The 25,709-nt window shown below is 69.9% G+C and carries 23 protein-coding genes and 1 pseudogene; 15 read left to right on the forward strand and 9 right to left on the reverse strand.

The window, feature by feature from the left end:
* The coding region (locus JYK17_RS35360) for a hypothetical protein (RefSeq protein WP_222812007.1) at positions 1 to 582 on the forward strand (582 nt) is incomplete at its 5' end.
* 636 nt (positions 583 to 1,218) lie between these two features.
* On the opposite strand, the gene JYK17_RS35365 is transcribed toward JYK17_RS35360, so the two are convergent.
* Both JYK17_RS35365 and JYK17_RS35370 read right to left on the reverse strand, forming a co-directional pair.
* Positions 1,219 to 1,812 (reverse strand): DUF4291 domain-containing protein, encoded by a 594-nt coding sequence (locus JYK17_RS35365; protein WP_128803228.1) that lies wholly within the window; start codon positions 1,810 to 1,812, stop codon positions 1,219 to 1,221.
* A 66-nt stretch (positions 1,813 to 1,878) separates the two neighbouring features.
* On the reverse strand, positions 1,879 to 3,051 hold the full coding sequence (locus JYK17_RS35370; protein WP_128803229.1) for a serine hydrolase domain-containing protein: 1,173 nt from the start codon (positions 3,049 to 3,051) through the stop codon (positions 1,879 to 1,881).
* Positions 3,052 to 3,370: 319 nt separating this feature from the next.
* Here JYK17_RS35370 and JYK17_RS35375 point away from each other — a divergent pair, with 319 nt between their 5' ends.
* From JYK17_RS35375 to JYK17_RS41340, 4 genes and pseudogenes are all read left to right on the forward strand, one after another.
* Positions 3,371 to 3,574, forward strand: coding sequence for a cold-shock protein (locus tag JYK17_RS35375; RefSeq protein WP_030224351.1), 204 nt, complete (start codon positions 3,371 to 3,373; stop codon positions 3,572 to 3,574).
* A gap of 178 nt (positions 3,575 to 3,752) precedes the next feature.
* Positions 3,753 to 5,285 carry a DEAD/DEAH box helicase gene (locus JYK17_RS35380; RefSeq protein WP_222812014.1) on the forward strand — a complete coding sequence of 511 codons (1,533 nt, stop codon included), beginning with the start codon at positions 3,753 to 3,755 and terminating at the stop codon, positions 5,283 to 5,285.
* A 133-nt stretch (positions 5,286 to 5,418) separates the two neighbouring features.
* The gene (locus JYK17_RS35385) at positions 5,419 to 5,691 is read left to right on the forward strand and encodes a CBS domain-containing protein (RefSeq protein ID WP_372465366.1); all 273 of its coding nucleotides are present in this window, start codon (positions 5,419 to 5,421) and stop codon (positions 5,689 to 5,691) included.
* Positions 5,692 to 5,886: 195 nt separating this feature from the next.
* Positions 5,887 to 6,093 (forward strand): annotated as a pseudogene (locus JYK17_RS41340) (STAS domain-containing protein); the annotation flags it as partial.
* A 91-nt stretch (positions 6,094 to 6,184) separates the two neighbouring features.
* Here JYK17_RS41340 and JYK17_RS35390 read toward each other — a convergent pair.
* The 4 genes from JYK17_RS35390 to JYK17_RS41085 all read right to left on the reverse strand — a co-directional run bounded on the left by JYK17_RS35390 (position 6,185) and on the right by JYK17_RS41085 (position 12,571).
* Positions 6,185 to 8,440: a transketolase C-terminal domain-containing protein gene (locus JYK17_RS35390; RefSeq protein ID WP_234547690.1), complete on the reverse strand. Its 2,256-nt coding sequence runs from the start codon at positions 8,438 to 8,440 to the stop codon at positions 6,185 to 6,187.
* Complete coding sequence (locus JYK17_RS35395; RefSeq protein WP_128803230.1) at positions 8,437 to 9,990, reverse strand: aldehyde dehydrogenase family protein; 1,554 nt, start codon at positions 9,988 to 9,990, stop codon at positions 8,437 to 8,439. Before JYK17_RS35395 ends, JYK17_RS35390 begins: the two co-directional genes overlap by 4 nt.
* 74 nt (positions 9,991 to 10,064) lie before the next feature.
* Entirely contained in the window at positions 10,065 to 11,405 is a 1,341-nt protein-coding gene (gene lat / locus JYK17_RS35400) for an L-lysine 6-transaminase (RefSeq protein ID WP_222812008.1), read from the reverse strand.
* A gap of 365 nt (positions 11,406 to 11,770) precedes the next feature.
* Positions 11,771 to 12,571: an AfsR/SARP family transcriptional regulator gene (locus JYK17_RS41085; protein WP_108007976.1), complete on the reverse strand. Its 801-nt coding sequence runs from the start codon at positions 12,569 to 12,571 to the stop codon at positions 11,771 to 11,773.
* Positions 12,572 to 13,006: 435 nt separating this feature from the next.
* On the opposite strand from JYK17_RS41085, the gene JYK17_RS35410 reads away from it, so the two are divergent.
* The 6 genes from JYK17_RS35410 (at position 13,007) to JYK17_RS35435 (ending at position 18,631) form a co-directional block, all read left to right on the forward strand.
* Entirely contained in the window at positions 13,007 to 13,873 is an 867-nt protein-coding gene (locus JYK17_RS35410) for an alpha/beta fold hydrolase (protein ID WP_128803232.1), read from the forward strand.
* Positions 13,870 to 15,150 carry an NAD(P)/FAD-dependent oxidoreductase gene (locus tag JYK17_RS35415; protein WP_108007978.1) on the forward strand — a complete coding sequence of 427 codons (1,281 nt, stop codon included), beginning with the start codon at positions 13,870 to 13,872 and terminating at the stop codon, positions 15,148 to 15,150. Before JYK17_RS35410 ends, JYK17_RS35415 begins: the two co-directional genes overlap by 4 nt.
* 143 nt (positions 15,151 to 15,293) lie before the next feature.
* Positions 15,294 to 15,569, forward strand: a complete 276-nt coding sequence (locus JYK17_RS35420) for an acyl carrier protein (RefSeq protein ID WP_108007979.1) — start codon at positions 15,294 to 15,296, stop codon at positions 15,567 to 15,569.
* Entirely contained in the window at positions 15,562 to 16,785 is a 1,224-nt protein-coding gene (locus JYK17_RS35425) for a beta-ketoacyl-[acyl-carrier-protein] synthase family protein (RefSeq protein WP_108007980.1), read from the forward strand. The genes JYK17_RS35420 and JYK17_RS35425 overlap by 8 nt, the downstream gene beginning before the upstream one ends.
* Positions 16,782 to 17,939, forward strand: coding sequence for a beta-ketoacyl synthase N-terminal-like domain-containing protein (locus JYK17_RS35430; RefSeq protein WP_108007981.1), 1,158 nt, complete (start codon positions 16,782 to 16,784; stop codon positions 17,937 to 17,939). The genes JYK17_RS35425 and JYK17_RS35430 overlap by 4 nt, the downstream gene beginning before the upstream one ends.
* A 104-nt stretch (positions 17,940 to 18,043) precedes the next feature.
* Positions 18,044 to 18,631, forward strand: coding sequence for an RNA polymerase sigma factor (locus tag JYK17_RS35435; protein ID WP_234547689.1), 588 nt, complete (start codon positions 18,044 to 18,046; stop codon positions 18,629 to 18,631).
* Positions 18,632 to 18,862: 231 nt separating this feature from the next.
* Here JYK17_RS35435 and JYK17_RS41090 read toward each other — a convergent pair whose 3' ends face one another.
* From JYK17_RS41090 to JYK17_RS35450, 3 genes are all read right to left on the reverse strand, one after another.
* Positions 18,863 to 19,570: a 4'-phosphopantetheinyl transferase family protein gene (locus tag JYK17_RS41090; RefSeq protein ID WP_222812009.1), complete on the reverse strand. Its 708-nt coding sequence runs from the start codon at positions 19,568 to 19,570 to the stop codon at positions 18,863 to 18,865.
* Positions 19,567 to 20,313: a 3-oxoacyl-ACP reductase FabG gene (gene fabG, locus JYK17_RS35445; RefSeq protein ID WP_108008095.1), complete on the reverse strand. Its 747-nt coding sequence runs from the start codon at positions 20,311 to 20,313 to the stop codon at positions 19,567 to 19,569. The genes JYK17_RS41090 and fabG overlap by 4 nt, the downstream gene beginning before the upstream one ends.
* Positions 20,314 to 20,528: 215 nt before the next feature.
* Positions 20,529 to 21,104, reverse strand: coding sequence for a TetR/AcrR family transcriptional regulator (locus JYK17_RS35450; RefSeq protein ID WP_164932271.1), 576 nt, complete (start codon positions 21,102 to 21,104; stop codon positions 20,529 to 20,531).
* Between the two features lie 460 nt (positions 21,105 to 21,564).
* Between JYK17_RS35450 and JYK17_RS35455 the strand changes: the two genes are divergently transcribed.
* From JYK17_RS35455 to JYK17_RS35470, 4 genes are all read left to right on the forward strand, one after another.
* A complete protein-coding gene (locus tag JYK17_RS35455; protein WP_108007985.1) occupies positions 21,565 to 22,053 on the forward strand; it encodes an ester cyclase in 489 nt (162 codons plus the stop codon).
* Entirely contained in the window at positions 22,053 to 23,120 is a 1,068-nt protein-coding gene (locus JYK17_RS35460; protein ID WP_108007986.1) for a 3-oxoacyl-[acyl-carrier-protein] synthase III C-terminal domain-containing protein, read from the forward strand. Before JYK17_RS35455 ends, JYK17_RS35460 begins: the two co-directional genes overlap by 1 nt.
* Before the next feature lie 90 nt (positions 23,121 to 23,210).
* Positions 23,211 to 24,326 (forward strand): AMP-binding protein, encoded by a 1,116-nt coding sequence (locus tag JYK17_RS35465; protein ID WP_108007987.1) that lies wholly within the window; start codon positions 23,211 to 23,213, stop codon positions 24,324 to 24,326.
* A 2-nt stretch (positions 24,327 to 24,328) separates the two neighbouring features.
* Positions 24,329 to 25,702, forward strand: a complete 1,374-nt coding sequence (locus JYK17_RS35470; RefSeq protein WP_108007988.1) for an aldehyde dehydrogenase family protein — start codon at positions 24,329 to 24,331, stop codon at positions 25,700 to 25,702.
* Positions 25,703 to 25,709 lie beyond the last annotated feature (7 nt).

A 25,709-nucleotide genomic window follows, 5' to 3' on the forward strand; every position in this document is an offset into this window, starting at 1 on the left:
AAGGATTACCGCGTCATCGTGCCGGACGGCTGGTTTCAGGTCCCGCTCGATCCACCGGACGACCGCGACCGTGCCATCGTGGCGCTCGCGGATCTGACGTTCCGTGGGGTGGACAATGCGCCGCACCTCAAGAAGGAGCTCATGCGGGACATCCAGCGGAAGGCGAAGGACGCCTACCAGGTCGGCGGAACCGAGCTGTACCTGTCCACGCTCTCCGTGGGCCCGGTGCCGCTTGCCTCCTCATTGCTGATCAGCGTCCCGGCGCTGGACGAGTGGCCGCGCACCTCCGACGCCGAGGAGCTTGCGGAGCACCTGGCCGGAGATGGCCACGGCAGGTACGGCGAGGTGGGTGTGGCGCAGCTTCCGGCGGCCGGCAAGGCGGTGCGGTCCCGACGCAGGGAGGATGCGGACCCCCAGGCGCAGCTCGGCAACACCATGCCTACGACGACGCTCACGTACTACGTGCCGATCCCGGCGAGTGAGCGGTGGTTGATGCTGAATTTCGCCACTCCGGTCGATCCGCTCGCGGATCAGATGGTGGAGCTTTTTGACACCGTGGCCCGAACGTTGCACTTCGAGTAGTCGACGATGAGTGAGCCGACCAAGGGGTCCGACGCGAAGGTGAGGAGCCTGCGGTGATCCACAGCGAGGAAAGCGTCGCTGCCGAACTGGACCGTGTCATGCAGCCTCCCGCGATCGAGTCGGCCCCGCCGGTTCTGGCTGCTTTCACCGTCGACGTATTCGAGGGGACTCTCGAGGCGTACGCGCTGCGGGTACGCCGCGTCCTGTCGGCCGCGCTCCGCCTGGCCTTTACGGCGGAGTTCGATGACGAAGATCTGCCGACGGACGAGTTCCCCGACTGGTTCAGGACGGTGTCCGTCCGGGACGGCGAGGCGTCGTCACCGATTTTCGCTCGACAGGGCCGCTCTACCTACATGGACCGTAGCGGCGGAGGCCCTTGGTCATTGCAGAACTGGATCTACCGGTTCGACCCGGACGAGGAGTCCCGCGGCTGGGAGTTCTGGGACATCGTCCCGGCGGGGCCGTCGCGGCTCCGCGTCTGGGTCGACAGTCGGGGGGAATCCTTCTTCGGCTCCCTTGAGTTGCTGTGGCTGTTGTGCACGGCCGGTGCCGCACAGGTCGAGGGTCCGGAAGTCCGCAAGGCGGGGATGTGGGCATCCGAGGTGCGATTGGCGCCTGATGTACCCGGCCTGCCGGTCAAGGGTTCAGGTGGGCCAAGAGCTTGTCGCCGGCAGCGTATGCCTGCTCCTGAGGGAGTAGTTGGGTCGCTGAGTCCAGTTCGCCGTTCCTGACGAGGGCGTGGATCTCGTGGGCGAGCGGGGTCACGTCGCTGATGGACACGATCCAGTCGTCCGCGTAACGAGATGACGCCTCGCCCGAGAGCCCCAGTTGCAGCGAGCGGTGCGGCAAGGGGCGCAGGTGCAGGTCGCGTTCGGGGTCCCACTGGACGCGGGCCGGGGCGCGCTTGAGGTCGCGTTGCCAGGTGTTGCGATCAGGGTGCAGTCCGCGGACGTAACTCGACAGGCAGGCATGGCGCAGAGCCCAGTCGAAGCCGTCGCGCGTGATCTCGACGGACAGGACGGTCTCCTGGCCGTCCTTCGTGCCCCAGCCGGAGCGGTACATCATCCACAGGAAACTGGGCTTGATCCACGTCATGCGGCCACGCCGCCACGCGGCGGGGAAACAGCCGTCCCGGGCGGCGGGCAGTCCGATCTCGGGGGAGTACGCCTGGTAGACGGTGATCTTGGACGCCGTGTGGAGTGCGCGAATCCTGCGGAGCGGTTCTTCCATGGCGTACAGCGTGGGCTCACCCGGTGCAGTTGACCACCGGTTTTCGCCCCGCCCCTACGCCCCTACCTACGCCAGCGCCCCGCGCACCGCGTCGACCAGCGAGGCTGCCCGGAGATCCTCCGCCCCTTCGATGAGGTGGTTCATGGCGTAGCCGAAAGAGATGCCGTGTTCGGGGTCGGCGAAGGCGAGGGAGCCGCCTCGGCCCATGTGGCCGAAGGCGTGGGGGCCGGTCATGGGGAGGTCCTGGGTGGGCAGCATGTAGCCGGAGCTGAAACGGCTCGGGAGGAGCAGGACTTGGTCTTTTCCTCCGGCCTGTTCCTTGGTCGCCGACTCCAGGGTCTCCGGGGTGAACAGGCGTACGCCGTCGACCTCGCCGATCAGGGCGGCGTACATGCGTGCCAGTGCGCGGGCCGTGCCGATGCCGTTGGAGGCCGGGAGTTCCGCGGCTTGCAGTTCGGGCGAGTTGAAGTCCATCTCGGCGGGGTCGGTGACCGAGAACGACTTGGTGTAGAAGGAGTTCGGGTCGCTCATGGCGGCGACCAGTTCGCGGAACTCTGCGGGAATCGACTCGATGGGCAAGGTCGTCAGATCGATCTCCGACTGCTGGTAGACCATGCGGCTGACCCGGTGGCGTTCGGACGCCGGCAGTCCGATGAAGAAGTCCAGCCCGAGGGGGCCCGCGATCTCGTCGGCGAAGTAGCGGCCCGGCGTGCGGCCGGACACTCGGCGGATCACCTCGCCGACCAGCCAGCCCCAGGTCCGCCCGTGGTAGCCGTGAGCCGTTCCCGGCTCCCAGAGGGGGCGCTGCGCTGCCAGCGCGGCCACTATGGGGTGCCAGGCCAACGCGTCGTCCAGCGGCACCGGTTGATCCAGCGCGAACAGGCCCGCCTGGTGGGATATCAGCAGGCGTACGGGGATGTCCGCCTTGCCGTTCGCGGCGAACTCCGGCCAGTACGTCGCCACCGGTGCGTCCAGGTCCAACTCGCCGCGCTGGACGAGGAGATGAGCCGCGGTCGCGGTCGCGCCCTTCGTGGCCGAGTACACCAGTTGCAGGGTGTCCCGGGTCCACTCGCGACCGGTCTCCGTATCGGCGACGCCGCCCCACAGGTCCACGACCGGTTGACCGTGCCGGTACACGCACACCGCCGCGCCGATGTCCCCGCGCTCGGAGAAGTTCGCCTCGAACGCCTCACGCACCGGCTCGAATCCGGCCTCTACCTCACCCTCGATCATCGTCATGTCGTCCATCCTGGCACCGGCGGACGTTCCGGGTCACGGTGTTACGACGACGACCAGCCGGGTCCACAGGCGCACTCAGGACGGCACCGTCCGCCACCGTTGTCGGCAGGAAAAAATGACAGGCGGGACGGGGAATATTCCCACCTGAGCCTACGGGACCCGATTTTTTTGCGGCCCAGGCCCGACTATTTCGTGCTAGTGTCGAAGCAGGTTGCAGTTGTGGTTGCCAAAAGGGTTCATTTTCCGACGGGTTGATCATCACGGCGACACGGAGCCGCACAAGGCGCGCTTCGAGCACCGTTTCCGAAGGAGAAATGACATGGCCACAGGCACTGTGAAGTGGTTCAACGCCGAAAAGGGCTTCGGCTTCATCGAGCAGGACGGCGGCGGCGCCGACGTCTTCGCCCACTACTCGAACATCGCCGCCCAGGGCTTCCGCGAGCTGCAGGAAGGCCAGAAGGTGTCGTTCGACATCGCTCAGGGCCAGAAGGGCCCGACGGCCGAGAACATCGTTCCGGCCTGACGCCTGCTCTGACGCATACTTCGCAGCTGGGGCCCGCACCTTGGGGTGCGGGCCCCAGCTCGCTGCATTTCCAGGGGGATTCGCCCCCGCTGTCTTCGGCTCGTTCTCGTGATTCTCTGCGCCGTTCATCGTGCTGCGGGAATTCCTTGATACGCGCCAACATCGAGGAAGGTTCCGCATCAACCGAGCACGCAATTCACGCGCCGCGCGTACCTCACGCACCGCAGGTACCGCACATACGTCACGCACCACCACCCGCGCCTACGACCGCTTCGAGAGCCCCGCTGCGGGCCGCGCAGGCACCCGGCGCCGCCCCGAGCCCAGCGGGCAGGGCAGCCGACGGGCGAGCGCACCCAGCGCCGAGTTCGCGCCGCTGAAGACGATCGAGCCCGCTCTGCCCGCGGTCGAGTCGTTCGCCGAACTCGCCCTCCCCGCACCGCTGTTGGCCGCACTCGTCCACGAAGGTGTGACCGTACCCTTCCCGATCCAGGCGGCCACCCTGCCGAACTCGCTGGCCGGCCGGGACATCCTCGGCCGTGGCCGCACAGGTTCCGGCAAGACCCTCGCCTTCGGCCTGCCGGTGCTGGCCCGTACGGCCGGTCGCCGAGCCGAGCCCCGGCAGCCGCTGGCCCTCGTTCTGGTGCCGACCCGTGAGCTCGCCCAGCAGGTCACCGACGCCCTCACCCCGTACGCCCGTGCAGCGCGGCTGCGCCTGGCCACCGTGGTCGGCGGCATGTCGATCGGCCGGCAGGCGAACGCGCTGCGGAACGGAGCGGAAGTCGTCGTCGCCACGCCGGGGCGGCTCAAGGACCTCATCGACCGGGGCGACTGCCGGCTGGGCGATGTCGCCGTCACCGTCCTGGACGAGGCGGACCAGATGACCGACATGGGCTTCATGCCCCAGGTCACCGCGCTGCTCGACCAGGTGCGCCCCGGCGGCCAGCGGATGCTGTTCTCGGCCACCCTCGACCGCAACATCGACCTGCTCGTGCGCCGCTATCTGAGCGACCCGGTGGTCCACTCCGTCGACCCGTCGGCGGGTGCCGTCACCACCATGGAGCACCACGTCCTCCATGTGCACGAGGCGGACAAGCACCGCACGACCACCGAGATCGCGGCCCGCGACGGCCGAGTGATCATGTTCTTGGACACCAAGCACGCGGTGGACCGGCTGACCAAGCACCTCCTCGGCAGCGGCGTCCGCGCCGCCGCCCTGCACGGCGGCCGGTCCCAGCCGCAGCGCACCCGGACCCTCACCCAGTTCAAGAGCGGGCACGTGACCGTGCTGGTGGCGACCAACGTCGCCGCGCGCGGCATCCACGTCGACGACCTCGACCTGGTCGTCAACGTGGACCCGCCCGGCGACCACAAGGACTACCTGCACCGTGGCGGTCGTACGGCACGCGCCGGTGCGTCCGGCAGCGTCGTCACCCTGGTCACCCCCGGTCAACGTCGCGAGATGGCCCGGCTGATGGTCTCGGCCGGCATCAACCCGACGATCACCGCGGTGCGTTCGGGCGAGGCGGAGCTGAACCGCATCACCGGCGCCAAGACACCGTCCGGTGTGCCGGTCGTCATCGCCGTGCCGACCGCGACAACGGACGCGGAGAGGTCCCGCCGGGCCACGGCTGGTGGTACGTCGTCCTCCGCCCGAGGCCGTCGAGGACGCGCCGCCCGCGGCGGGTCCGCCGGGAAGCGCCGCGCGGCCTGACATGCCGCTGTCCGTCGCCGGCCGGCCAGTCGGCCTAGGGCCAACAGTCGGCGACGGGCGGCCTGCGCAGCACCATCGCGACCAGAACGTTCGCTCGCCCGTACCGCAGGAGGCAGCTGTGACACCGGTTCAGATGCATCGCAACCCGACCGCTTCCGACCTCACCATCAGGGCCTGGGACCGGGACCTGGACACCACCGAGCTACGGGTCGGTGACGACATGACCGTCGAGGTCGCCCTGTCCATCATGGTCGGCGCCGACGTGGAGTACCTGCTCCTGTGCGACGGGGACGACGAGCGCACCGGCTCGGTCACCCGGGCCCAACTCGCCCTGCACCGCGACAGTTCCGCCTACACGGACCGCGTCCAGCTGCGTGACGTCCTCGGGTGCTGTCTGCCCGCGTGACGCAGGACGCGTGACGCCTCGCGATCGGTCGGGCGGCCGGGCGCGAGGTGTTCGGCCGTGTGCCGCGCGCTGTGTGCCGTGTGCCGCGCACCGGAAAGTGCAGACCGGCCAGAGGAGTTGGGCGCCATGCGCCACCGTCCCTCCGACCCGCCCGATCCCTGCCGCGTCCCGCCCGACCTGTTCGACGAGTGCCGGATGGTGCGCGCCCGCGGTGAGTTGGACCCGACCACCGCGGCAGCCCTGGCGCACGCTCTGGAGGAGGCCCGCACCGGATACGGGCGTGTCTTCCTCATCGTCGACCTCAGTGAAGTGACCCTCACGGACGCAAGCCTCCTGCGGCCGCTGTGCGCGGCGTGGGACGACTGTCGGGCCAGGCAGGGCTGGGTCCGGATCGTCCACAGCAGCACGGCGATCGACCTGGTCCTGCTGGGCGGCGGCGTCCTTACCCGCTTCCCCGCCCACGCCAGTGCCCAGGACGCGTGGCGGGGAACGACTACGGCGTCCCGTACCGGCCATGCCCCTCCGGCCCCTCCGGCCCCGCCGAGACCAGATCACCTGCCGCGCGCTCCACATCCCCCTCCGACACCAGCACCAACTCGGCCGCCTTCCCCAGGGGTACGAAGCTGTCGGCGCTCGTGACCCGTCGCACCGCACCGCGGAACCCGGCGTCGACCAGGGCGGTGACGACCCCCTCCGACACGCCTCCCGTACGGCGGGTCTCGTCGACCACCAGCACCCGTCCCGTCGCGCGTGCCTCACGCAGCAGGTCGTCGACCGGCAAGGGCGCCAGCCAGCGGAGGTCAACCACCCTGCATCCGATACCCCGTTGCTCCAGGCGGCGGGCGGTTCGGAGGGACAGGGGGACGCCGTTGCCGAAGGTGACGAGGGTGAGGTCGTTGCCGGTGCCGTAGGTGCGGGCTCGGCCGATGGGGACGTGGCTCGCGGGGGTCGGGTAGGGCGCCAACCAGGCGTTGTCGCCGTCCTCGTGGAGGTCTCGCGTGTGGTACAGCGCGATCGGTTCCAGGAACGCGCACACCGTACCGTCCGTCTTCGCCGCCGCCACGCACGTGCGGAGCATCGCTGCCGCGTCGTCGGGGCGGGACGGGGAGGCGAGGACCAGGCCGGGGATGTCGCGCAGGGCGCCGACGGCGTTGTCGTTGTGGAAGTGGCCGCCGAAGCCGCGTTGGTAGCCGTAGCCTGCGATGCGGACCACCATCGGGTTGCGGTACTGGCCCTGGGAGAAGAACTGCAACGTGGCTGCCTCGCCGCGCAGTTGGTCCGCGGCGTTGTGCAGGTACGCGAGATACTGGATCTCCGGGACCGGGAGCAGACCGGACAGTCCCGCCCCCAACGCCAGCCCCAGGATGGACTGTTCGTCCAGAAGGGTGTCGAAGACGCGAGCGCTGCCGAAGCGGCGCTGCAGGCCCCGCGTCACGCCGTAGACACCGCCCTTGCGGCCCACGTCCTCGCCGAAGACGACCATCTCCGGGTGGAGGCCGAGCAGGTCGGCGAGGGTGTGGTTGATCGCCTGGGCGACGGTGACGGGCTCGCCCACGGGGGCGGTGGGGGGTTCGGTCGTACGGCGGCGGGCCGTCGTTGCCACGAGGTCCGGGCGGCGGGGAGCGATCGGGGCGGTGATCTGCGGGGCGGTGGTCAGGGGCTCGCTGTCGAGCATCTCCTTGGCGACCGCCAGCACCCGTCCGCTCAACTCCTCGTACCTGTCGAGGACTTGCTGCGGGGTGAGGACGCCTGCGGCTGTCAGGAGGCGGGCCGTGGCCAGCAGAGGGTCGCGTTCCAGGTCCGCCGCCACCTCGGCCGGCGTACGGTAGGCGGCCTCCGCGTCCGAGCCCGCGTGGCCGAGGAAGCGGACCATCGACAGGTGGAGGAAGGCCGGTTGGCGGTTCTTGCGTACGTACGTCACCGCCTCGTACGCCGTCTCGAAGGCGGCCGCCGGATCACAGCCGTCCGCGGCGAAGTACTTCAGGGACGGCCGGTCGCCGTACGCCTGACGTACCCAGTCGTGCGGTGTCGGGACGCTGATGCCCAGGCCGTTGTCCTCGCAGACGAAGAGGACGGGCATCGGGAGGCCCTGATAGGCCGCGTTGCAGGCGCTGTTGATGGCGCCCGCCGCCGTGGAATGGTTGACGGAGGCGTCACCGAAGGTGCAGCAGACCACGGCGTCGGCGGGCCAGGCGCAGTCCGTCCCGAGGCGTTTCGCGCGGGCGATGCTCCAGGCCACTCCGACCGCCCGCGGGAGGTGCGAGGCGATGGTCGACGTCTGGGGGACGACGGCCAGTTCGTGGCGTCCGAACACCTTGTGCCGGCCGCCGGCGATCGGCTCGTCGGCTGCCGCGGCCACACCCATCAGCATGTCCCGGACCGCATCCACGCCACCACCCGCAGCCATGCCACTACGCGCATCCACGCCACCACCCGCCTGCCGGGCTCGGGCGCAGTAGAAGGCGCCCGAGCGGTAGTGCAGCAGGGCCGGGTCGGTGGGGCGCAGGGCGAGGGCCAGCGCGGCGTTGCCCTCGTGGCCGCTCGAACCGATCGTGTAGTAGCCGCGGCCCTGCTGTTGCATCCAGCGGGCGGCGAAGTCCGTGTGCCTGCTCTCCAGTTGGGCGTCGAACAGGTCCAGTGCGGTGCGGGAGTCCAGGCCGCCGTCCGGCAGCTGAAGGGGCTGATCCGCGGGCCGCAGACCGGCAACCCCATCGCGGAAGTGCCGGTCCAGGTCGTCCGCGGCGCTCACAGGCGGAAGGAGAGGTCGGGCTCCAACGTGGCCACGTCCATCTGCGCTTTCTGCAGACGACCGGAGTAGTCCCAGTTCATCGACTGCCAGCGGGTGAACTGGTCCAGCACCCACTGCCCCGACTGCCGACTGCCGTTGCCCGACTTGCCGTTGCCGCCGAAGGGGAGGTGGGCCTCGGCTCCGGAGGTGGTGTTGTTGACGCTGACCATGCCCGCGGAGATGCCGCGGCGGTACGACCAGACCTCGTGCGGATCGGTGGTGTAGATCGCGGCGGACAGGCCGTAGCCATGGGCGTTGGCCAGCTCCAGCGCCTCGTCGAAGGTGCGGTAGGTGGCCACCGAGACGATGGGGCCGAAGGTCTCGTTGAGGAAGAGGTCGTCGTCGCGGCGCACCCCGTCGACGATCACCGGGTGGTAGAACAGGCCCGCCTCCGGGTCCCCCACAAATCCCTTGCGGGGGTTGGCGGTTGTGATACGCCCGATGCCGTCGGAGCCGTACGTGCGGTGGTGGTCCTTGATCCAGCCGAGGAAGGACTCGTAGCGCTGCGCGAAGCGCTCGTCGAGCATCGGGCCGTAGAGGACGTCCTCGAACGCGTCGCCGACGCGGGCAGCGCGGCTCGCGGCGTCGAAGCGGGCGAGGAAGTCCTCGTGGACCGACTCGTGCACGATGAGCGTGCCGAGCGAGGTGCAACGTTGCCCCGCGGTGCCGAACCCGGAGAACAACGCCCCCTCGACCGCCAGGTCGAGCTGCGCGCTCGGCGTGACCACCTGGGGGTTCTTGCCTCCCAACTCCAGGCAGGGGGTCTGGAGATGGCTGCCGCACAGGGCGCCGATCTTTCGGCCGACGACCGTGGAGCCCGTGAAGCCGACCTTGTCGATCAGTCCGGCGTCGAGGGACGACTCCAGACCGGCGTACGTCTGCTCCCCGTCGGCGAGGACGAGGTTGAGTACGCCGTCGGGCAGGCCGCCTCCGTGCACGAACAGGTCGTAGAGGGCCTTGGCGCTCGCGGCCGCGTACTCGGCGGGTTTCCACACCACGGTGTTGCCGGTGACGAGCGCCGGGACCAGGTACCAGGACGGCACCGCCACCGGGAAGTTGCCGGCGGTGATCACCGCGACGGCGCCCATGGGGTTGCGGAAGGTGAAGAGCTGCTTGTCGGGCATCTCCGACGGCACCGTCTGGCCGTAGAGCCTGCGCCCCTCGCCGAGGAAGAAGTCGCAGGTGTCGATGATCTCCTGGACCTCGCCCAGCGCCTCGGCGAGCGGCTTGCCGATCTCCTCGGTCACGATGCGGGCGAGCCGCTCCTTGTTCGCCTCGACGAGTCGTCCGATCTTGCCGATCGCCGAGCCACGCACCGGCGCCGGGACGTCGGCCCAGGCGCGTTGGGCCTCCTTCGCGGCCCTGGCCGCCCCGACGAAGGTCGAGGCGTCGCCGAGCGAGACCTCGGTGACCACGTCGGCGGTACGACCGGGATTGGGGCGCCGAAGAGTCCCGCCGGGAGCGCCGGCGACCGGATGACCGGCAACGATCGAGGCGACGGAACGGGCCATGTCTTTGCCCTGCCTTTCGGTGGGGTGCACGTGGAGTGGGTCGTACGAGTCAGCTCAGGCCGGCCAGGACACGATCAGCTCAGGCCGGCCAGGACTCGGTCGAGGGCCCGCAGGGCGAACGTGAGCTCGTCGCGGGTGATGGACAGGGCGGGGCGGAAGCGCACCGTTCGCTCGCCGCACGGCAAGGCGATCACCTGCTCCTCGGTTCGCAGCCGGCGTACCACGTCGTCGCGCACGCCGCCGTCGGACAGATCGATGGCGCACATCAGCCCGCGGCCTCGTGCGTTGGCCGCCACCGGTGTGTGCCGGGCTTCGAGAGCATGCAGCTCGTTCAGGAACCACGCTCCCACGTCGGCGGCGTTGGCCACCAGATCGTCCTTCTCGATGATCTCCATGATGCGGCGGGAGCGGACCATGTCGACCAGTCCGCCGCCCCAGGTGGAGTTGATCCGGCCGGAGACCTGCAGGACGTTGTCGGGCACCAGGTCGACCCGGCGCCCGGCCATGATGCCGCCGAGCTGGACCTTCTTGGCGAAGGCGACGATATCCGGCTCGAGGCCGAGTTGCTGGTAGGCCCAGGTGGTGCCCGTCATGCCCACGCCGGTCTGCACCTCGTCGAGCACGAACAGGGCGTCGTACTCGTGGCAGAGCGCCTGCATCGCCTGCAGGAACTCCGGGCGCATGTGGTTGTCGCCGCCCTCGCCCTGGATCGGCTCGGCGATGAAGCAGGCGATGTCGTGCGGGTTGTCCTCGAAGGCGCGGCGCGCCTGCGCGAGGGACTGGCGCTCGGCCTCCTCGATCTCGGCGAGGTGGGCTTCGAGGGGGAAGCGGACGGCGGGTACGTCGATGCGCGGCCAGTCGAACCGGGGGAAGCGGGCCGTCTTGTTGGGTTCGGTGTTGGTCAGGGAGAGGGTGTAGCCGCTGCGGCCGTGGAAGGCCTTGCGCAGGTGGAGGACCTTGGTGCCGAGCTCGGGGGAGCGGCCCGCGGCCTCGTTGCGGCGGCTCTTCCAGTCGAACGCCACCTTGAGCGCGTTCTCCACGGCGAGCGCTCCGCCCTCGACGAAGAACATCCGCGGCAGGTCCGGGTCGCCCAGCACCCGGGCGAACGTCTCGACGAACTCGGCGTAGTGCGTGGTGTAGACGTCGGGGTTGGCGGGCTTGTTCGCCGCGATCCGCGCCAGAAGGGTCATGAACTCCGGGTCGTCCACGATGCCCGGCGCGTTGAGTCCCAGGGGGGCGGAGGCGAAGAACGAGTAGAGGTCGAGGAACTTCTCACCGGTGCGCGCGTCGACGATCCATGATCCCTGGCTGTCGAGCGGGTCGAGCACGAGCTTGAAACCGTCGGTCAGCACATGCCGCCCGAGCCTTTCGTGCACCTCGTCGGGGCGGATCGTCGACGTCGCTGCAACCGTCATGGAGGCACCTACTCTCGATAGCCGTCTACCGAAGACCGAAGAAACTTCGTTGAACGCGAGATTCAGCGACAATATTTTAGATATGGGGCGAGTGGGGCCGCAAGGTTTCGTGCAGTCGCTGGGCGGCGCGTCGATGATTCTCCGCCGCAGGCGGTCGTCTGCGTCGGTGGTCCGCGTGTCCGCTCGCTCATCGCTGGGGCTCCCCTGGCGCCCGTCGGAAACGGCTGTGGCGGCGCACCGGGCCGGACGGGCGCCCGGGCCGGCCGGCAAGGTTCTGCGGTCGGCACGGTGCGCCGCGCTTACGGGGGCAGAGACCGTGGGTCCGTCGTCGGATGCGGGGGCGTACCTCTCGCGCCACCGACCCCCTATGCCGACCTCCGTACCTGCCCCGCGTCGCCCGCCTGATGCAGCGACCGGTCCGCGGTCAGGATCGCGCGCTGCAAAGCCTGAACCGACGGAGACGGTTCGAGGCCGAGTTCATTGACCAGCTGGTGGCGCAGGTTGCGGTAGACCTGCAGTGCTTGGACGCGGCGGCCGACGCGGTACAGGGCGAGCATCAGGTGGGCGTGGAGTTGTTCGTCGGTGCGGTCGGCGGAGGCCTGGGCGACGAGTTCGCCGAGGAGTTCGTAGTGCCGACCGAGACGGAGTTCCGCGGCCACGCAGCGTTCGTAGGCGGACTTGCGGCACTCCTCCATTTCGGCCCGGCGGCGCTGAAGCAGCGGTCCGGCTTCGATGTTGGACAGTGCGGTGCCCTTCCAAAGGGCTAGTGCGCGGCGGAACTGTGCCGAGGCGGCCGCGTCGGCACCGGACGACGCAGCGCGATGCCCGCGTTCGACCAGTCGCTCGAACTCCTCCTGATCGCTGCTCCAGTTGCGCGGCGTCAGTACATAGCCACCGGGCCTGGTGGCGACGACCGACTTGGGATCCATATCGGGCGCGGCGACGGCAACTGCCTCGCGGAGCTTGCTGATGTAGGTGTGGATGGCGGCGTTGGCCGTGCGTGGTGCCCGGCGTGACCACAGTTCGCGGATGCAGTCGTCCAGGCCGACCGTGCGTCCCCTTTCGATGGCCAGCAGAGCGAGTAACTTGGCGGGTTTCGCCGCGGTGGGCGTGATCGGGCTGCCCGATATCCGGACATCGAAGGGTCCGAGTATGGATATGTCCACTATTCCCCCGTCGATTTAGTGGTTACTTACCACTTAGTAGAGCTTAGAAATCCGGTTCGGCGGATGTCAACGGCTGCTGGTGGAGGCCCGGTCGGGCCCGGGCGGCCACCTCTCTCGCATTACGCCTGACCAGGCTTTCCCGAGCCTTGACTCCTGCCCGCGGGTCGGTGTGACGTGCGGCACCCGCGAGCCATCAGGCGTAGTTCCAAATCGGACTCTTGTCGTCCGCAAGAGGTTCCAAAGCCGTCCTTAAGCGCCGCTCCACTGTCACGCTACGCAGCTCCCGCCGAGGCGACCGGTTTTCGTAGTTTCGACACTGTTCGACGCGGCCGACGTGGCCGATCCCGCCGATGCGGCCGACGCCTTTCTCGACCCGGACGCGCCCCATCCCGCCGGGACGCCCTGTCCGGGCCCTCGCTCTAGGAGTGATGAATCTTGCTGGCAGACAACGCCCCACCGGACGGTGAGGCTTGGCAGTTGCTCACCGAGCACACGGTGGGCGGCGAGCTGCTGCGCGTGCTGGAGCGGTCGGCCGCTTCTCCCGGCGCGGCGCGTCTCGTGCTGGTCCATGGCTTCGACGAGAACCCCGGCAGCTGGACGCCCCTGGCCCGCTGCCTGCCCCGGCAACTGCATCTGTACGCACTCCAGTTGCCCTGGTGTTCCGGCTCCTCGCACCGCTGGGCCGACGAGGGCGGATCGGCGCTGTGGCTGAAGCGTGCCCTCGCCCTGTTGCCGGACTCCCCGGACCTGATCGTCGCCCACTCCTTCGGCGCCACCGCCCTGCTCGACCTGCTCGCGCGCCGCACAACAGGCGCCCCGACACCGGCCGTTCTGGTGGCTCCCGTCTACCGGCCGCATGACCGGCCCCTGGACCCGGAGTTCTTCGCCGAGGCCGTACGTCGCTTCCGCACGGTGCTCGACGAAGGACTGCGCAGCCGGATGGGACCGCGCGCCGCCACCGTGCCCGCAGACATCTTCGAGGCCATGACCGGCAAGGTCAGGGAGCGCGTGGAACCGCACGGATTCCTGCAGTTCTACGCCACACTCGCACGCGCCGCCGAGCTCCCGCTGCACCGGATCACTTCGCCCGTACGCCTGGTCAGCGGTCCCCACGACCCGTCGGCGCCACCGGACGCGGTCGCCGAACTCCTGCGGCGCATCCCCGTCGCCGAGGCCCGGCAGGACCCGTCCTTCGGCCACTTCTGCCAGGTCCAGGCGCCGGACGCGGTGGCGGCGCACATCGTCGAATTCCTCGGCCGGCTCGGTCTGTTCGAGCCCGATACGGAGGCAGTCAGCGCATGACCCAGCAAAAACGTTCCTACGACGTCGTCATCAGCGGAGCCAGCATCGCAGGCAGCACTGCCGCCATGCTGCTGGCCCGGCGCGGAGCCCGGGTCGCCCTGCTGGAGCGCCGCTCCGACCCGGCCGCGCACAAGGTCCTGTGCACCCACTACCTCCAGCCGTGCGCCTACCCGGTGCTCGACGAGCTGGGCCTGATCGAGGACCTGGAGAACGCGGGCGCCGTGCGCAACGAGGCACGCTGGTACACCCGTTGGGGCTGGATCGAGCCCAGGGCAGCTCCCGGCGGCCCTGCACTTCCGTACGCCTACAATGTGCGGCGCAGCACCCTGGATCCGCTGATGCGCCGCCGCGCGGCCGAGACACCCGGTGTCGATCTGCTGCTCGGCCACACCGTGACCGGGCTGGTCAAGGAGCACGGCCGCACCGTGGGCGTACGCCTCACCAACCGCGAGGCGGGCGAGAGCGAGATCCGCGCCCGGCTCGTCGTCGGCGCCGATGGCAAGGACTCCGCCGTAGCCCGCTTTGCCGACGTGCCCGGCCGCAGCTTCACCAACGGCCGCTTCAGCTACTTCGCGCACTTCCGTAACCTGCCGCTCACGGACGGCATCACCCACTCCTGGTTCCTGGAGCCGGACATGGCCTACGCCATGCCGAACGACGACGGCGTCACCGTGGTTGCCGTGATCCCGGACAAGAAGCGCCTGCCGGCGTTCCGGGAGGACTTGGAGGGCGCCTTTTTGCAGTTCGTCCGCGATCTGCCCGAGGCCCCACCGATCGACCTTGCACAGCGGATCACCAAGGTCACCGGAACGGTCAACTACCCGCTGCACAGCAGGCGTCCGACCGCGCCCGGCGTCGCCCTCATCGGGGACGCGGCCCTGTGCGGCGACCCGCTGTGGGGCGTCGGCTGCGGCTGGGCGCTGGAGTCGGCGCAGTGGCTCGCCGAGTCGACGGGCGACGCGGTGACCGGACGGGGAGACCTCTCCGCCGCACTCACCGCCTACCGGCGGCGGCACCGCAAGGCCCTGGGCGGGCACCAGCACCTGGCGGCCGACTACGCCAAGAGCCGCCCGTTCAACCCCTTTGAGCGGCTGATGTTCTCGGCCGCAGCGCGCGACGAGGCGATGGCCCGGCACATGCACATGTTCGCCTCCCGCCTCATCGGCCCGCTGCGCTTCCTCAGCCCGGTGGCCCTGGCCAAGGCGTCGGTCGTCAACCTCCGCCACCGCGGCGTGCCCTCGCGGCCGGCGGTCGCCGACGTCGGCCGGATGCACTGACGGCCGTCGCCCGCCGGGCGCGCACCTCGTGGACCGCCCGGCACACACGCTGCCAACGACGTCAGCCGCCACGCGCGGGCCGACCTCCCGCGATCTTCTGTCTCCGCCTCCATCCAACGCCCTTGTCACGAAAGGCAGTCGTCATGCCCCGCACCGCTTCCGCCCTCACCACCGAGCAGGACGAAATCCTTCGCGCGATCGTCATTGACGTCCTGGAACTGGAGCCCGAGGAGCTCACCGACACCAGCAGCTTCGTCGATGACCACGACGCCGACTCACTGCTCGCCATCGAGATCCTCGCCCGGATCGAGAAGGACCTCGGCGTCGCCATCCCGCAGGACGACCTGACACAGATGACCAACCTCGACGGGGTGCGCTCCGTCGTGTCCCGCTGCCTGAAGGAGGCGGCCGATGTCTGAGCGCGGCCCCCGCCGGGTGGTCGTCACCGGACTCGGCGCGGTGAGCAGCGCGGGCATGGGCGCGGACGAGTTCACCGCATCCATCCGGGCCGGACGACGTACCACCTCTCCCGTACGGTCCTTCGACACCACCGGGTTCCCGCACGTCCACGCCGGTGAGGTGCACGACTTCGAGCCCCGCCGGTGGCTGCGCGGCATCGACCCAGGGCAGTGGGGCCGCAGCAGCCAGTTCGCGGCCTCGGCCGCCCGGCTCGCCGTCGAGGACGCAGGACTTGCCGCCGACGACCTGGCCCGCACCCGGGCCGGCTCGGTCATGGGCACCACCAGCGGCGAGTCCGCGGTGATCGAGGAACTCGTCGGCGCCTGGGCGGCCGACGGCCTCAAGGCCCTGCCGCCGGACCTTGTCGGCTCGGCGCCGGCAGGCCGGATCGCCGCCGCCGTCAACAGCGAACTGGGACTGCCGGGCGAGGCGTTGACCCTGGCCACGGCGTGCTCGGCGAGCAATTACGCGTTGGGCTACGCCTTTGACATGGTGGCCTGCGGCGACGCCGACTACATGCTCGCGGGCGGCGCCGACTCCCTCAACCGCTGGGCCCACGCCGGTTTCTACCGGCTCGGCGCTCTCGCGGAGGAGATCTGCCGCCCCTTCGACACCGACCGCAGCGGCATCCTCACCGCCGAGGGCGGGGTCGCTCTGCTCCTCGAACCGTATGAACGGGCCGTCGCACGCGGCGCCCGCATCTACGCCGAGGTGCTGGGCTACAGCGTCAACTGCGACGCCGAGCACATGGTGCACCCAGATCCGACAAGCATCGCCGCCTGCATCCGCGCGGCACACCGCAGCGCCGGGGTCGAGCCGGAACAGATCGACTACATCTGCGCCCACGGCACCGGCACCCGTACCAACGACGCCACCGAAGTCGCCGCCGTCCGTGAGGTGTTCGGCGAGCGCATCCCACCGATCAGCTCCATCAAGTCCATGATCGGCCACACCATGGGCGCGGCCAGCGGTTTCGGCGCGCTGATCTGCTGCCGGGCGCTGCACGACGGCTTCCTGCCGCCCACGGCGGGTGTGCGACGCACGGACCCCGACCTCGGCCCGGGTGTCGACCCGGTACCCGGCCAGGCGCGCCTTGCGCAGCCGAGCATCGTGGAGAACCACGGCTTCGCCTTCGGCGGCAACAACGCCATCACCATCCTCGGGAGGGTCACATGACCTCGGCAGCAGTCGCCCCGGCCTCTGTCGCCACCGCGCCGCGGCGGACCACCAACCCGCTCGCCGTCACCCCGCTCGCCATCACCGCGGTCGGCGCGGTCAGCGCCGCGGGCATCGGCCTGGAGGCCCTCGGCCGAGCCGTGGTCGAGGGCGCCGCGGGGTACACCGACCCGTCCGGCATCGGCGAGGAGAGCCTGCCGCCCCGCCCGGTGCGCATCGTGCCCGACCTGCCCGTGGCCGAGCTGCTCGGCCGCAAGGGCACCCGGCACCTGGACCGCACGACCAAACTGGCTCTGGTGGCCTGCCGGTTGACCCTCGATGCCCATCCCGGACAGACCGGTGAGCGTTCGGGTGTGGTGCTGGGCACCAGTACCGGCAGCATTCGCAGCTCCAGCGAGTTCTCACTGGAGACGTTGCGCCAGGAGCGGCCCTATCTCGTCAACCCAAGTCTCTTCCCCAACACCGTGATGAACTGCGCGGCAGGTCAGATCGCCATCCGCCACAAGCTCCACGGAGTCAACGCCACCATCGCGGGTGGTCATCTCTCCGGCGTGCAGGCCCTCCGATACGCCCGCAATGCCCTGCGCCAGGGACACGCGGACCGCATTCTGGTCGGCGGCGTCGAGGAGTTCTGCGCGCAGAGCGCATGGGGCTGGCATCTGTCCGGGTCGCTCGGTACCGACGTGCCGGTCGGCGAGGGCGCCGCCATGCTGATGGTCGAACAGGACGCAGATGCCTCGGCCGCCGGCCATCCGGTGCTCGCCCGGGTGCTCGCCTGCGAGACCGGATACGGCACACCGGGCCGCCTGGCCGACGCACTGGCCTCGGTCGTCAGCACCGCCCTGGAGCGCTGCGACCGGCGGCCGGAACAGGTTGGCGCCGTGTCCTACGGGGCCACCGGGCTGACCGGCCTGCAGCGGATCGAGGAGCGCGGGGTACGAGCGGCACTCGGCGACCGCGTACCGGGCCGTCGCGTCGCGGTGAAGGAGCCGGTCGGCGAGTGCTTCAGCGCCACTGGGATTCTGCAGATCGCCGGGCTGATCGGGGCATGGCGGCACACCGCCGCCCTGGCGGGCGAACTCGCCCTGGTCACCGCGGTGGCCCGGGACGGCAACGTCGGCTGCGCGGTCCTGGAGGCCGGCCACCTCGGCTGACACCAACCTCTTCACGGGTGCCGGGCCGCGCAGTTGCGTCCCGGCACCCGCCCCACTCGCTGCGCAGGCGACCCCGCCGCCCGACTGCTGGAAGGAACGCTCTGGTGCTGCCTACAACCGACGCCCCCACCCTGTCCGACGCCGAGCTCGTCGCAGACTGTCTGTCGGGAAGTCAGCGGGCGTGGGCCGCACTTGTCGAGCGGCATTCGTCGCTGGTGTGGACGGTGGCCCGCTCACACCGCCTCAGCCCCGCCGACTGCGAGGAGGTGTACCAGCTGACGTGGCTGTGCGTGTACCGGAGCCTGGCCCGGCTGCACTCCCCGCACCGCATTCCCGCCTGGATCACGACGTGCGCCCGACGGGAGAGCATCAGACAGTACCGGCGCACCGGCCGCTGCATCCCGGTCGGCGACGGCTCGTTCTTCGACCGCCCCGCCACCGGCAACGGCCCCGAGAGCACGGTGCTCTTCGGCGAACGTCGATCCGAGGTGCTCGCCGCCCTGTCCCAACTCCCCTCCAGAGACAGGGCGTTGCTCACTCTGCTCAGCGCCGATCCCGCCCCCGGATACGACGAGGTGAGCCGCACTCTGGGCATTGCCCGCGGGTCCGTGGGACCACTGCGAGGCCGCGCCCTGCGCCGCCTCGCCGAACGGCTCGCAGCGCGGGGTGTGCTGACGGCCGCCGACGCATAACCGTCCTTTCGCCGACGTCAGTTCGGGGTGCGTCCCGCCCCGCCCGGCGCAGGCCAACTCGCCACCTCCGTCAGCAGCTTTCGCGGGACCTCCCCGACCGCCTCCCGCACCGCCGCCGTCAGCCATGCCTCGGACACGGACGAGCCGTCGCCGACACCGCCGTGGCGGGGACGGTCATCCGGTTCACTTCTACGCTGCATCACACCCCTCCAGTCACGGCAGTCATGGCCATTACGGCGACGTCGTCATCGTCACCGCCGATGGTGACAGCGAGCTGCTGCGCAGCGTTCCCGGCGCACCCCCGCGTACTGCCGCGGCGGCAACGAAACCCCCGGGCGCACCGAGGTCCAGCAGCGCCCACGCGTCGTCGTAGGAACCGGGCGGACCGCCCACCCCATGTGCGATGCCCGTGCCGATCCCCTTGAGATAGGCCTCCTTGCGCACCCACAACCGCAATAACGCACTCGGTCGTTCGGCCTGCCGGAGTCTGTGGAGCTCCTGCCGTTCGCCGGGGTGCAGCCACCCGCCGACCGTGCGTTCCAGGCCGGGACGGGCCGGTGCCGCCTCCACGTCGACGCCTACGTGAGAGGTCGAGAAGGCGTAGAGGACTGCGGTTCCCGAGTGCGCCATGGAGAAGTGCAGTCCGCCACCGTCGCGCAGCCGGGGCCGGCCGTGACCGGCCCCGCAGAGCGGACACGGCGCACGCTCGAAGGTCACCTCGCTGGGCGCGGCGCCGAGATAGCGGCCGCAGAGCAGACGCAGTCCGGCGTGGGCCAGCACGAAACGGTGCCGACGCTCCGGACGGAGCAGCCGGCCGGCCCGCTCGGTCTCCGCCGGGTCGAGTACCGAGCGGGCGCGCCCCGAGGACGTGCCCGGCGGCACCGGCAGCCACCACACGTGCAGCTCGCCGGGGAGCGGGCGCCCGTGCGGCTGGGTCACAGGGCCACGCCTCCGTCCACCTGGAGGATCTGCCCGGTGATGTACCCCGCCTTGTCCGACAGCAGGAAGGACGTGAGGTCGGCGACCTCCTGCGCGGTGCCGAAGCGGCGCAGCGGTACCGAGGCGACCGCGTCCTTGCGTGCCTTGTCGCTGAGCGTGTCGGTCATGTCGGTGTCGATGAAGCCCGGGGCCACGGCGTTGACCCGGACGCCCTGTCGCGCCAGCTCCTTGGCGAGCGTTCGGGTCAGACTGTTCACCCCGCCCTTGGACGCGGCGTAGTTGGCCTGGGTGGCGTGCCCGTAGACCCCGGCCACGGACGAGATGTTGACGATGACGCCCGCCCGCCGCTTCAGCATGCCGAAGCCGACCGTGCGGCAGAAGTTGAAGGTGCCGGTGAGGTTGGCGTCGATGACCGCGCCCCAGTCCTCCACCGGCATCATCACCAGATGGCTGTCGCGGACGATGCCCGCGGAGTTCACCAGGCCGTACACCGGCCCGAGTTCATGCTCGGCGTTCTTGACGAACGTCTCCACCGCCTGATGGTCCGCGACGTCGCACGGCGCGTGGAAGCAGGCCGCTCCCTGCGCGCGGACGAGTTCGGCGGTCTCGTCGGCGGCGGCGGAACGGCTGCGGCCGCAGAAGGCGATGTCGTGGCCCTCCGCGGCGAGTTGGACGGCGATGGCGCGGCCGATGCCGCGTGATCCGCCCGAGACGATGACTACACGACGCTGGTGGTCCGGCATGACGTCGGTTCCCTCCACATACGGTCTCCGCACTCTCGGCACGGAGACGGGCCGCGCACGGCCCCTGACGGTTCGGTCACCGGGGGACGGACCCTCTAGGTCGAGCCCCACCGGCCCCCGTACAGAGGCGGTGGAAGGTACGTCGGATACAGCGGCGCGGGCGAAGCTTCAGAACGGACGCGGGAACCGTGGTTGCAACGGATGCAGGAACGGTGTCACTTCTCGGTGTCGTCCAGCGACCCCAGCGCGGCGAAGACGTCGGCGTCGATGACGGTGTAGGCGTCGTGCACCCACTGCTCGTCCGTGCCCGACGGGTTCTTCGCGTCGATCATCGTCAGGTTGTTCAGCAGCAGTCCGAGCGCCATGTAGATCTTCATCTGCACGGCGTCCACGCCGGCCCGCTCGGCCAGCTGTCGCCACTGGTCGCCGTAGGCCTCACGGACGGCCTCGCGCACCTCGTCGTTGGCGCATGCGGCGAAGGCCTGGACCTGGATGAGCACGTCGGGATTGTTCTCGAGGTTCGAGCGGTACTGGTTGCCCATGGCGACGAGGGCATTGACCCCGGACAGCCCCTCGGCCGCGTCCAGCATGCGTGTCGTCGACTGGGCAAACGAAATGCGTACGCATTCGGTAAACAACTTCGTCTTGCTCCCGAACAGCCGGAAAACATATGGCTGCGTCACTCCGGCGGCCTTGGCGATCACATCCACGGGGGTGCCGAAAAGCCCGGTTCGGGCGAATTCCAGCATGGCGACATCCAGAACCTGTGCTCGTCGCTCTGCTGCGGACATGCGGATTTTTTGCATAGCTCATTGTGTCACATGCCCCAGTCGGGGTCCCAGGGTCCCGAGGCGGGTTCGTGCTCTGCCCGCACCAGAGGTTCCCGGGCCCTTGGCGAGCTGCGCTTGATGGATGCTAGTACTAACTAACCCCATCTCACGATGTCTCTTCGAACGGCGTTCGGCGCCTGTTTATGCAGTCCAGAGGGCATGTAATGACCTCTCGGCATTAGTATGCAGCTACTTACTTAGGGGTTGCGAGGGGTGTCGGGCTCGGCTATGGTCGATCCCGCGGAGGCGAGTCGCCGCCACGGAGAGTCACGGTGTTCCCTGGAAGCGTGAGCGGGGGGTGTAAATGGCTGACAAGGATTTGTGAGCCGTCCCGAGCTATGCATTCGTAATCCGCGTGCCGCTCACGAGATGTGCAGGGCGCCGTCGAAACTTTTCGCGGCGACAGCGAAGGAGAAGGACGATGCAACCCACACCATCCTTGTTAAGCGTGCCGCCGGCCGACGTCGCGCACACGATCTGGAATTGCTGGACGGGTCTGTGGAACGGCACGGGCCGAACCGACCCGGCAGAATTCATCGCCGACGACGTGACCGTCCACCTGCCGACGTTCGGAATGCCCCCCTCCTCCTCGCTGACGACACGCGACCACGTGACCGGCTGGATCGAGGGATTCCGCAGCTGCTACCGCCCAGGTGCGCGCTTCGCCGCCGAACTCGGCCCGTGGCTCGCCGGGGGCCAGTTCGTCGTGGCGCGATGGCGCTTCACCGGGACATGGCAGGGCGGCGTCCCCGCGACCGCCACCGTCGCGCCGGGCACCGACGTCTCGATCTGCGGCGTCGACATCCTGCGCCTTGAGAACGGCCATATCGCCGAGTACTGGCTCAGCGACGACCAGCTCGACCTGTACGGCCAGCTCGGGGCGGCGATCCCGGCGGGAGCCCGATCCTGATGGATCACGCCGCATTCGTGATCGGCAGCGCCGTCGTGCTGCCGCCCGCGGTGGAGTACGCCACCGAAGCCGTTCGGTCGGGACGGATCACCCAGGACGAGGGGGAGCGGCTCGGGGTGCGCAGCGTCCATGCCGGCGCCGAGCCGCCCCCCGCGCTCGCCGCGGCCGCAGCCCGTAGCGCCGTCGCCGAGGCGGGCGTAGAACCGGACTGCGTCCGCCATCTGATACACGCTCACACTTATTACCAGGGCCACGACTTCTGGTCCCCTGCGCACTTCATCGCGCACGAAGCCGGCTTCGAGGCCTGTGTGCCGATGTCCGTCGGGCAGATGTGCAACGGCGGAGCAGCAGCCCTGAGCATCTGCCTCGACCGAGTCCGCGCGGTGACCCCCGGCGCATCGGCTCCGGACAGGCCGGTCCTGGCCGTTGCGACCACCGCGGACTCCTTCGGCGGCAGCGGTTTCGACCGATGGGCCGGGGACTACGACACCGTCTACGGCGACGGCGGCACCTGCGTGATCCTCTCCCCGCGGGCCGACGCCACGACCGGGCCCGCGCTGCGCGTGCTGGCGCTGGACTCGCGCGCCCGCCCGCAGTTCGAGGCCATGTACCGCGAGGGCGACGCCTTCGGCAGCACCCCGCACCAGCTGCGGGCGGCGGTCGACGTGAAGGCCACCAAGCGCGCCTTCTTCCAACGCTGCGGCGGGACCGACGAGTTCCGCGAGGCCGCCGTCAAGACGATCGGTGAACTGGTCGCCGGTGTCGTCGAGTCGGCCGGTGCCGAACTCTCTGACGTGGCAGCCACGATGCTTCCCCGGCTCAGCCCCAAGGTGCTCGACCTCATGTACTCCGAGGCGATCGACCCCCGACTGAGGCCGACGCTGCACTGCGAGCGCGAGACGACCGGACACCTGGGCGCGGGCGACTTCCTCGCCAACCTCGACCACCTGCGCCGCACGGATGCCATCGCCGACGGACAGTGCGCCCTCGTCATCGGTGGCGGCGGCGGGTTCACGTGGTCGGCCGCCCTCGTACAGAAGCTCGGCCCTGCGATCCCGCGGCCCTGACCTCCAGCACCCCTGTCCGTCAGCACCCCCGACCCACCACGCAGTCACACCTCGACCGGCAACGCACTGACTCCCTGAAAGGACCCACCCATGTCTGTCCCCGGCGCCCCCGACTGGTCGATCCTGGACATCGATCCGCTGCAGCAGACCGTCACCGACGCCGACGCCTATGTGCGCACGCTCATGCAGTGGCACTTCGGGGCCGAGACGGGGACGCCGTTCTGGCTGAGGCGCAGGGCCGAGCTGGACTTCGACCCCCTCACCGACGTGAAGTCCGTTGAGGATCTTGCCCAGTTCCCCAATGTCGTCGACGAGTTCCGTGACATCGCCGCCGAGGACCTCGTCCCGCGCGGCCTCGGCGACTCCCCGAAGATCGCGGCCATCTTCGAGAGCGGCGGCACGACGGGCCGGCCGAAGCGATTCGTCATGTTCGAGGACTGGTTCACCCGCTACCTGGCCTGGGCGGGCCGCAAGGCCGCCTCGGGCCTGGGCGGTTCGGGTATCAACCTGCTCGCCACGACACCGTCCGGCCCGCACATGATCGGCGAGGTCACCGTCCGCCAGTCGCACGCGCTCGGCGGCAAGCGGTTCACCATCGACATCGACCCGCGATGGGTCAAGAAGCTCATCGAGCGCGGCCAGACCGACGAACTGCGCGCCTATGTCGACCACCTCGTCGACCAGACCGCCGATGTCCTGGCCACCCAGGACATCGGGATGATCCAGACCATCCCGATCCTGCTGGCGAAGATCGCCGAACGTCCCGAACTCGTCGACCTCGTCCGCTCCAAGGTCAAGCGCATCGCCTGGGGTGGCGCACACATGGACCCGGACACCCGCGCCATCCTGCGCGAGGAGGTCTTCCCCGGCATCCCGATCGTCGGCGGCTACGGCAGCACGACGATCCTCAGCGTCGCGGTGGAACGCAAGGAGGAGCAGCCCTCGGGCCTTGCGACCTTCGACCCGTTCTCGCCCTACGTCTTCTTCCGGGTCGTCGACCCCGAGACCAGTCGGCCCGTCGCCCACGGCGAGCGCGGACAGATCGTGATGAACCACATCACCAAGTTCGCGTTCATCCCCAACAACCTGGAGCGCGACACCGCGATCCGGGTGCCGGCCGAGGCCGGTCACATCGGTGACGCGGTCGCCGACGTCGCACCGGTGAAGACCTTTGACGGCACGAACATCACCGAAGGGGTCTACTGACGATGAGTGCCACCGACGGCGCCCCCCCGTCCGCCCACGTCGACGCGATCACCGACGCGGGCGAGTACCGGGCCCGTGGCAGCAAGCCGCTCCGCCTGCCGGACGGCCGTGAGATCGGCGCCATCTCAGAGGTGCCCCGGCTCTATGTCACCCGCGCCTTCGCGCGGCTGGCCCAGGCCCCGGTGCTGCCGTACGCCACCCGCCTGGAGATGCTCGCCAAAGCGGCCGACCTGTTCGAGAACGCTGTGCTCGAAGGGCAGTCGATCGACGACTACCTCGACCTGGTGAGCCTGTGCGCCGGCGTACCGCGCGTGGTCGCCCAGGCCTCGATCGCCGCCATCGGCAGGACTTTGCGCGCTCTGCCGGACACCCTCGCCAAGGAGATCCCGCAGGGAGCCGTCACCGGCCTCGACGACCCCCGGGTGCGGGAGGGCGCCGCCTACTGGGCCCGCCAGGGCCGGACCCTCGCCGTCCACGCCTCCGGCAACACCCCGGGCGTGCACGGCCTGTGGCCCAGCGCGCTGGCCCTCGGCTACTCGGTCGCCGTCCGCCCCTCCAGCCGCGAACCCTTCACCCCGCAGCGCCTCGTGCGCGCTTTCCGGGAGGCGGGCCTCGCCTCGCACGTGGCCCTGCTGCCCACCGACCACGAGGTCGCCGACGTACTCATCGAGCAGGCCGACCGGGCGCTGGTCTACGGGGGCCAGTCCGTCGTGGACAAGTACGCCGCGAACCCCGCGGTCCTCACCCAGGGACCGGGGCGCTCCAAGACGGTCGTCACCGACGACGTCGACTGGCGCGCCCACCTGGACACCGTCGCCGCGTCGGTCGCGAACCTCGGCGGCGCCGCCTGCACCTGCACCACCGCAGTGCTCGTAGAAGGAGACCGGGCCCGGGCCGAGGAGTTCGCCGCCGCCCTGGCCGAGCGGCTCACCGAGCCGGAGGCCGGCAGGCACCGCACCGAGCTGCCCCTGGCGACGGCCCGCCAACTCGCCGAGTACGTCGAGCGGGTCGGACAGGGCACCACCGCCCACGGACGCACGGCCATCGTGGAGACGGTCGCGCCGGACACCGCCGTTCTGCACCCCGTCGTACGCGTCGCCGCCGACGCCAAGGCCCCCGTGCTCGGCGTCGAACTGCCCTTCCCCTGTGTGTGGATCGCGCCGTTCAGTCGGGCCGACGGGATTGCGCCGCTGGCCGACTCGCTGGTCGTCGCCGCGATCACCGAGGACATGGAGTTCGCGCAACGCCTCCTCGACGAGCCGAGCGTCGCCAATGTCTACATCGGTGCCCACACCACGACCTGGATGAGGGCGGGGGTGCCCCACGACGGCTACCTGTCCGAGCACTTGATGAGGACCAAGGGCGTCATCCGATGACCCGGCC

The sequence above is a fragment of the Streptomyces plumbidurans genome (assembly GCF_019857225.1).
Classification (GTDB): Bacteria; Actinomycetota; Actinomycetes; order Streptomycetales; family Streptomycetaceae; genus Streptomyces; species Streptomyces plumbidurans.

Bases quoted from the DNA above. Each gene is read 5' to 3' on its own strand.
- JYK17_RS35365 (WP_128803228.1), bottom strand. From the start codon at position 1,812: ATGGAAGAACCGCTCCGCAGGATTCGCGCACTCCACACGGCGTCCAAG.
- JYK17_RS35370 (WP_128803229.1), bottom strand. From the start codon at position 3,051: ATGACGATGATCGAGGGTGAGGTAGAGGCCGGATTCGAGCCGGTGCGT.
- JYK17_RS35375 (WP_030224351.1), top strand. From the start codon at position 3,371: ATGGCCACAGGCACTGTGAAGTGGTTCAACGCCGAAAAGGGCTTCGGC.
- JYK17_RS35385 (WP_372465366.1), top strand. From the start codon at position 5,419: ATGCATCGCAACCCGACCGCTTCCGACCTCACCATCAGGGCCTGGGAC.
- JYK17_RS35395 (WP_128803230.1), bottom strand. From the start codon at position 9,990: ATGGCCCGTTCCGTCGCCTCGATCGTTGCCGGTCATCCGGTCGCCGGC.
- lat (WP_222812008.1), bottom strand. From the start codon at position 11,405: ATGACGGTTGCAGCGACGTCGACGATCCGCCCCGACGAGGTGCACGAA.
- JYK17_RS35415 (WP_108007978.1), top strand. From the start codon at position 13,870: ATGACCCAGCAAAAACGTTCCTACGACGTCGTCATCAGCGGAGCCAGC.
- JYK17_RS35420 (WP_108007979.1), top strand. From the start codon at position 15,294: ATGCCCCGCACCGCTTCCGCCCTCACCACCGAGCAGGACGAAATCCTT.
- JYK17_RS35425 (WP_108007980.1), top strand. From the start codon at position 15,562: ATGTCTGAGCGCGGCCCCCGCCGGGTGGTCGTCACCGGACTCGGCGCG.
- JYK17_RS35430 (WP_108007981.1), top strand. From the start codon at position 16,782: ATGACCTCGGCAGCAGTCGCCCCGGCCTCTGTCGCCACCGCGCCGCGG.
- fabG (WP_108008095.1), bottom strand. From the start codon at position 20,313: ATGCCGGACCACCAGCGTCGTGTAGTCATCGTCTCGGGCGGATCACGC.
- JYK17_RS35450 (WP_164932271.1), bottom strand. From the start codon at position 21,104: ATGTCCGCAGCAGAGCGACGAGCACAGGTTCTGGATGTCGCCATGCTG.
- JYK17_RS35455 (WP_108007985.1), top strand. From the start codon at position 21,565: ATGCAACCCACACCATCCTTGTTAAGCGTGCCGCCGGCCGACGTCGCG.
- JYK17_RS35460 (WP_108007986.1), top strand. From the start codon at position 22,053: ATGGATCACGCCGCATTCGTGATCGGCAGCGCCGTCGTGCTGCCGCCC.
- JYK17_RS35465 (WP_108007987.1), top strand. From the start codon at position 23,211: ATGTCTGTCCCCGGCGCCCCCGACTGGTCGATCCTGGACATCGATCCG.
- JYK17_RS35470 (WP_108007988.1), top strand. From the start codon at position 24,329: ATGAGTGCCACCGACGGCGCCCCCCCGTCCGCCCACGTCGACGCGATC.